General features: G+C 58.4%; 6 protein-coding genes. 3 read left to right on the forward strand and 3 right to left on the reverse strand.

What is annotated here, in order from left to right; genetic code table 11:
• Nucleotides 1-8 precede the first annotated feature (8 nt).
• Nucleotides 9-1,181: an MFS transporter gene (locus ACH2ED_RS05205; RefSeq protein ID WP_395089146.1), complete on the forward strand. Its 1,173-nt coding sequence runs from the start codon at nucleotides 9-11 to the stop codon at nucleotides 1,179-1,181.
• A 1,182-nt stretch (nucleotides 1,182-2,363) separates the two neighbouring features.
• Here the strand turns inward: ACH2ED_RS05205 and ACH2ED_RS05210 are convergent.
• Entirely contained in the window at nucleotides 2,364-4,361 is a 1,998-nt protein-coding gene (locus tag ACH2ED_RS05210; protein ID WP_395089147.1) for a hypothetical protein, read from the reverse strand.
• A 92-nt stretch (nucleotides 4,362-4,453) separates the two neighbouring features.
• Between ACH2ED_RS05210 and ACH2ED_RS05215 the strand changes: the two genes are divergently transcribed.
• Entirely contained in the window at nucleotides 4,454-5,290 is an 837-nt protein-coding gene (locus ACH2ED_RS05215; protein WP_395089148.1) for an SMP-30/gluconolactonase/LRE family protein, read from the forward strand.
• A 24-nt stretch (nucleotides 5,291-5,314) separates the two neighbouring features.
• On the opposite strand, the gene ACH2ED_RS05220 is transcribed toward ACH2ED_RS05215, so the two are convergent.
• Both ACH2ED_RS05220 and ACH2ED_RS05225 read right to left on the reverse strand, forming a co-directional pair.
• Nucleotides 5,315-5,641, reverse strand: a complete 327-nt coding sequence (locus ACH2ED_RS05220) for a XisI protein (protein WP_395089149.1) — start codon at nucleotides 5,639-5,641, stop codon at nucleotides 5,315-5,317.
• Nucleotides 5,629-6,045 (reverse strand): element excision factor XisH family protein, encoded by a 417-nt coding sequence (locus ACH2ED_RS05225; RefSeq protein WP_395089150.1) that lies wholly within the window; start codon nucleotides 6,043-6,045, stop codon nucleotides 5,629-5,631. Before ACH2ED_RS05225 ends, ACH2ED_RS05220 begins: the two co-directional genes overlap by 13 nt.
• A gap of 129 nt (nucleotides 6,046-6,174) precedes the next feature.
• On the opposite strand from ACH2ED_RS05225, the gene ACH2ED_RS05230 reads away from it, so the two are divergent.
• Nucleotides 6,175-6,420: helix-turn-helix domain-containing protein (locus tag ACH2ED_RS05230; RefSeq protein WP_395089151.1), on the forward strand; the 246-nt coding region annotated here is incomplete at its 3' end.

A 6,420-nucleotide genomic window follows, 5' to 3' on the forward strand; every position in this document is an offset into this window, starting at 1 on the left:
TTTCTCTATTGCGCCGTCACCCCGCACTTCGTCGGCTCTGGATCGGGGCGATGATCTCCGGGCTCGGCGACACCTTTACGTGGATGGCGCTGACCTGGTACTTAGTGGAGCGCACCAAGTCCGGGGCCGCCGTGGGGACGATGCTTCTCTGTTTTTCCCTCCCCACGGTCTTCACGGGTGCACTGATCGGCAAGTGGCTTGACCGACGGCAACCGCGCCCCTTGATGATCGCGGACAACCTCGCCCGCGCGGTGCTGATAGGTCTCATTCCTCTGCTGGATCGGCTGGGCTGGCTTCCGCTCATCATGGTCTATGTTATCTCCGCGCTGATGGGGGCACTCTCGCCTGCCACACGGGTCGGGACACGGCTCCTGACCCCGTTTCTGGTCAAAGACGACGAGCTAGAGAGCGCCAATGCCGCACTGGCCCTCACCGAGCAGCTTCCCGGCGTGGTCGGCCCCGCGCTGGCGGGCGTCGCCATCGCCGCCTGGGGAGCGACACAGACCTTACTTCTGGATGCGATTAGCTTTCTCGCCCTGATCGGAGCCATCGCCACGATGCCTAATATTGCGCGTGAAGCTCCTCAAGAAGATGCCCCCAAGACCTGGACGATTCTCCGTCGCTACCCGATGGCGGCGCTCGTGACAATTCTCAGTTTTGTCTTCTTCTTTGCCTACGGCCCCACGGAAGCCGCCTTGCCGATATTCGTCAAAGAGCATCTTCACTCCGATGCCGCCGGAATGGGAATGCTCTGGTCGGCGGTGGGGATTGGCGGCACGCTAGGGAGCTTTAGTACGGGCTGGCTCTCACGCTACCCCGCGGGCCGCACGATGGCGTGCATCGCCCTGCTCTGGGGCCTCTTCCAGCTCGGCATGGCCTTTGCTCCCTCACTGGGCTACGCCCTTGCGGCGTTCTTCTTTGGCGGCATTGTCTGGGGACCGTATATGGCCATTGAGACGAGTTTTTTACAGCGCACGGTGGACAAGAGCGAGCACGGGACATTTTTCGGAGTGCACACGGCCCTCCTCGCTCCGTCTATGCCACTGGGGGCCGCGCTGGGCGGAGCGCTTCTGCTGCGCATCTCCCCCCAGCAAGTGCTCCTCAGTGTCGCTCTGGCCTGCTTGCTCGGAGGGATCGTCGCGCTCTGCATTCCTGGCCTGCGGCAGCGTGAGGTGCGCTAGCTCCCCTCGATCCGTGCTATCAGCCCGCCCACCGCCGAGAACCCGGAGCCACCCAAGGCCCAGAGAACACTCGGGAACTTCTCATCGGGGATCAACCGGAAAAAGCCCATTGCTCCGACCAGACTATTAAGGCTCTCCCCTCGCACCAGCGGCTCCCAGCGCCCACTGGGCTCCCAGCGCCAGAGCCCATCCGAGGCGGCGATAAAGAGTGCACTCCCGGCGGGGCGGATATCGTAAAAATGGCGCACACCGTCAGGTTGCGCAAGCGGCGTGGGATTGAGCGCACCAGCACTCCAGCGATATAGTGCCCCCGTGCTCGCAGAGTTCACCGCCACCAGCGCCTGCTGCGTCTGGCCAGGCACCCCTTCAACGGCCACACAGTTCAAAACACTCTCCGCTGCCTCAGGTAGGCTCGGCAGCGGAACGGAGACAAAGCGCTGTGTCTGAGTCTCAAAGTAGGCGAGCTGTCTTCCCAAAAACCAGCATAATCCAGCCCCCGAACGCGGCGACATACTGCCAAAGGCTCCCAAAGCCTCCAGGCTCTCCCGCCCAAAGAGGCGCGCCTTTCCACTCCTGCGATCCAGCCATGCCAGCGCCGTGTCGCTCTGTCCCCAGACGGCGTCCTCGGTCACTAAAGTACAGGCCAGTGACGTATTCTCAACCGTGGCTTCCTGTGTCTGCTCCTGCCAGAGTCCCTGCTCGGGATCGAAGCGCCAGAGCCCCTCAAACGTGCCAAGCCACCAGCTCCCTTCGGCATCAGACGTGCAGGCCACAGGCAGAGACAAAAACCGGGCATCCGCCTGAAAGCCTGTCTGTGCCGACTCGGGCTTGCTCCAGGTCTTTGCCGCCCGGTCGTAGCGCCATGTCCCGTCCGTGCGTACCACCCAGAGAGCACGCGAGGTCGCCGCCACCAGAACACTAGCGGATCGTGTCTGCCCTTCTTTTACTTTCGGTAGCGCGATGTTTTCCCAGCGGTGGTTCTGCGGATCGTAGCCCAGAAGGCTGCTCGTGCAAGCCCAGCCGATACCATCGGGCGATGTCACGACCCCAAAACCAAAGGGGGAGAAACCAAAAGAAAAACCCAAGTTCGACGAATCGAAGACTTCGGACTCACTCCAGGCGCTTTTCTGAGGATTCCAGACCACCAGATACTGTTTCCCGTTCCCGTCTGGCAGTCTCGCCTCAAACCACAGGACATCGGCTCCCGCCCCCAGGTAGTTTGGGGGCGGGTGGTTGGGCGGAAACTCCAGGCCCACGCGCTCCCACTCGCCTCCACAGTCCCTTGCTCGTCCCGCCCAGCGCCAGCGCACTACGCGTATCCACCGCAACTTCCGTGTCAATAAGTGCCTGCTGTTTCTGGTCCCAGTGCCACAGTGTCTGCGACTGCCCCCCGGAGCGCCCCACCACAAAGCACGTTTTCGCGGGTCCCGCGACAGCGCCTTCCGTACTGGCAAAACGCAAGGGATCGTCCTTTGTGTCCAAGGAAACAATCCCCTCTTTGCTCAGGCGCAATAACCGAGATGCGCTTACCGACATCACCAGAGTGGTCTCGCCGCCCAAGAGCTTGCGAATCCGAATCCGATGCCGCGCCCCCGCCATGCTCACGGGGAAGTGCTGGGCACTAGGGGCATCTACCCGGCTCAGCGGCGGCGATACCGATATTATCCCGCTAGGCGTTGCAACACTTTGTGCAGGCGGTAGATCGCGGCGCAGTACCGAGACAAAGCCACCACGCTCTGCCAGCCAGACCGTGACTGGGTCTTTCACGTCGCGCAGCTCCCTTCGGCTCGGCTGCACACTGGGCTGGAGAAGCTCCAGGGGAATTTCCGCACTGTGTTCGGGCTGCTGCCAGCGCCAGAACCGCTGCCGTAGCCACTGGGACTGGTCAACTCCCATTCCCATCATATTTCCCACCATGCGGCCCCCGCGCATGTTGGGCTGGTTGCTACGGAGCCGACAGACCAGCGCTGCCGCAATAGGATCCGGGAGAGTTTTCTCATCGGCGAGCGTGGGAGGCGGCCCCATGAAAAAACTGGGACGGCCCGGGGTGGCATCGTTCCAAACGACTTTCTGCCACTGAGTCGCCCCCAACGTCAGGCGATAAACCTCCGGCCCGAGGGGAGCCATGGGATTAAAATTTTCTTGAGACGGCCCCAGGTGCCAGAGGGCTCCGTCACGGGTTGCCACCAGCGAAGATGCCAACACTTGATAGGGCTGAGAGGCATTGGGAAAGCTGGGAAGGGAGCCGCGCTTGCCCGTCTTGAGTGCCAGCGTCTCCAGCAAGGCACTGTCGCTCCGGTTGCGCTCACGGGTCGCCACGGCCACGACTCCAGGGGTAAGCACAGTGCCACACGAGACACTCCGGGCCGGGAGCCAGCGTCGCCACTGAGGCTCTAGTTCGTCGGTGCGCAAGGGTGCTCCCAGAAGCCCGATCTGCGTCCCTAGCCAGAGTGTCTCCCCGGTCATCGTGGCGAAGCGGGTTTCCAGCTCGGGATGATCGAACTGCACCGCCAGATCCCACTTTCCTGGCGCGAGCTTTCGTGTCTTGCGATCAAAGATAAGAAATGGGGGCGCTCCCCCTTTTCGGCTATCGTTGAACCAGGGCACGAACGCTACCAGGGTCGGCCCCAGAACCAGCAAGTCCTCGCCGGTCGAGGTGGAGGAGAATGCGCTGTAGGCAGCCTTGTGCGGTGGAAGCGGAAAGCTTTCAAAACGATCTTTTGTGGCATCGTAGCAGCAGAGGAGCCTGCCCTGCTCCTGTGTTTCTATCACCGCAAAGGCTGCTTTATCATCGGCGACAAGCTGCTGGAGCACGCCTGATGGAACCCCGTCGCTACTGGTGTAGACCCGCACCAAGTTACGCTTGCGATCCACTCTTTTGATATCGCTCATCGCGCCTACCCACTCGATCCCTTCAGCAAAAGCGACAGCATGGACTTCATCCGCAGTAGGCGAGTAGAGCTTTAACCCAGGGCGATCCTCAATGAGACTATAGCTCTGGTTTGCCATGCGCTGGGTCAGGGGCGAGCCGGGACGCCAGGGCTTCGCAAGTGGCTTCTTTGGCGTGTAGATTTTTGGACCCGCTGTCTGCGTTTTTTGTGTCTGCGCATCTGCTTTACTACCAAAACCAAAAGATAAAAAAGTCCCCGCGGTTAGTGCCAAAAATTTTCTACGTTGCATCTCTACTCCCTGAGCCTTTAAAGTTCTTAGATTTCTTAGACTTAAAAAAGTCTCCCTGCCTTCACTGCGCTTCCTAGAGTACAATGCTTTCTATGAAAGAGAAACTCTACGAGGCGACACCGCTCACTCAGGGAGACTTTACGACGGGGATTGAAGGCCCGGCCTGCGACCGTGAGGGCAATATCTACTGCGTGAGCTTCCGAGACAAGCGCGGCATTGCACGCGTCACCCCCGACGGCAAAGCGGAGCTGTTTTTAACTCTACCCGAGAAGAGTGCGGGCAATGGGATTCGCTTCAATAAAGCGGGCGAGATGTTTATCGCCGATTACACGGATCATAATATCTTGCGTGTGGACATGGCAACGCGCTCAATCAGTGTCTTTGCACACAATGGCACAATGAACCAGCCCAATGATATTGCGATTGCAGCCAGCGGAGTACTCTACGCCAGCGATCCTCATTGGGGCAACAGCACGGGTCAACTCTGGCGGGTCACCAAAGAGGGCAAGACAATCCTTGAGGCCAGCGCGATGGGCACGACCAATGGAATCGAAGTGAGCCCCGATGGCAAGACACTCTATGTGAACGAGAGTGTCCAGCGCACGATCTGGGCCTTGGAGATTGCTGCCGATGGTGCACTGAAGAACAAGCGCCTCTTTAAGAAGTTCGACGACTACGGCTTCGACGGGATGCGCTGCGACATAGACGGCAACCTCTACGCCACTCGTCACGGCAAGGGAACCGTGGTGAAGCTTTCGCCCCGCGCGGAAGTGCTCCAGGAGATCAATGTACTCGGTGAGCATCCCACCAACATCTGCTTCGGTGGCAAAGATGGCTGCACTGCTTATGTCACCGAAGCCAAAGCCATGCGCCTGGTACAGTTTCGTGTCGAGCGCCCTGGGCTGGAGTGGCAGCGCTGGAAGCGCTAAGCCTGGTAAGGAAACAAGGGGCACTCAAGCGACTGCGAAAATGCCACCTTCGCGCTCGCGAGGGCTGCGAAATGCGAGGATGATTTGCTTGGGAGATATTCCTGCCGCCATAAGCTCCGTCGCGATGCCTTCACTTGTGCCATCATGCTGTATCCAGATTTTCTCACCCTTAACATCCAGATGAAGGAAAATACCGTGTACCCGCCGATTGCCTATCCAGCCGTGTTGGAGCAGCTCATAGTGTCCTTTTTCATCATCGAAAATCGCCTCAATCTCCATATTAGGCTGAACCCCAAAAAACTCAGCATACTCAGAAAGAATATTTTTGATGATTTCTTTTACAGAATCCACTGCTTGATCTCCTCTTGAGCCTCTAAAAAAATAAGCAAGCGAATCCCACGTCGGCGAATAAATTCTTGACCTCGGGAATCCTGAAAAACACGATGAAATGCCTCCTCAGGCATCGCTAGAAAAAGAGTGCGCCCTGGGTATTGCTCCTCAAGAAGAAACTCGTAAAAGAGGTACTGCCCTAGTGCCTTCTCCCACTCATTCATGTCAGAGGGCGACTGAAACCCCTTGATCTCTACTGCGATATAATCGCCATCTTTCTCCGCCCCAAGAGGATATTCCGCTCCTAGATCCACGTAGAGATTAGTCCCGCCATACTCAAGCATCAGTGGGTCATGTGTAATGACCCACCCTTCTTTTTCGAGTGCGTGTCGAACCGTCTGATGTGCTCTATCCCGTCGTGGCATGACAGGGCATTTTACCAGGAAAATGCCGTAAGGCGCCCGGCTTTAGCCGTGGGGATGTAAGGCATTGCGTCCTTCCAAGGACGCCCTTTCCTTGTGATTGTTAAGCGGATACACGGGTATAATATACCCGTGAGGACGATTTGCCTAAAATATAGGGTTCTTCCGACGAAGGCACAGGAGTCGGCGTTGAACCGTACTCTTGAAACCTGCCGCGAAGTCTATAATAGCCTTGTGAACGAGCGTACCGCCGTCTACGAGACACGCAATGAAACGCTTGCCCTGTACGCACAGCAGGCTGCTATTGGCAAATGGAAGGCCATTCACCCTGAACTCTCTGACGTTCACTCCCAAGTTTTGCAGAACGTTGCCCTTCGT

The sequence above is a fragment of the Armatimonas sp. genome, assembly GCF_043757465.1.
In the GTDB taxonomy this organism is placed as follows: domain Bacteria; phylum Armatimonadota; class Armatimonadia; order Armatimonadales; family Armatimonadaceae; genus Armatimonas.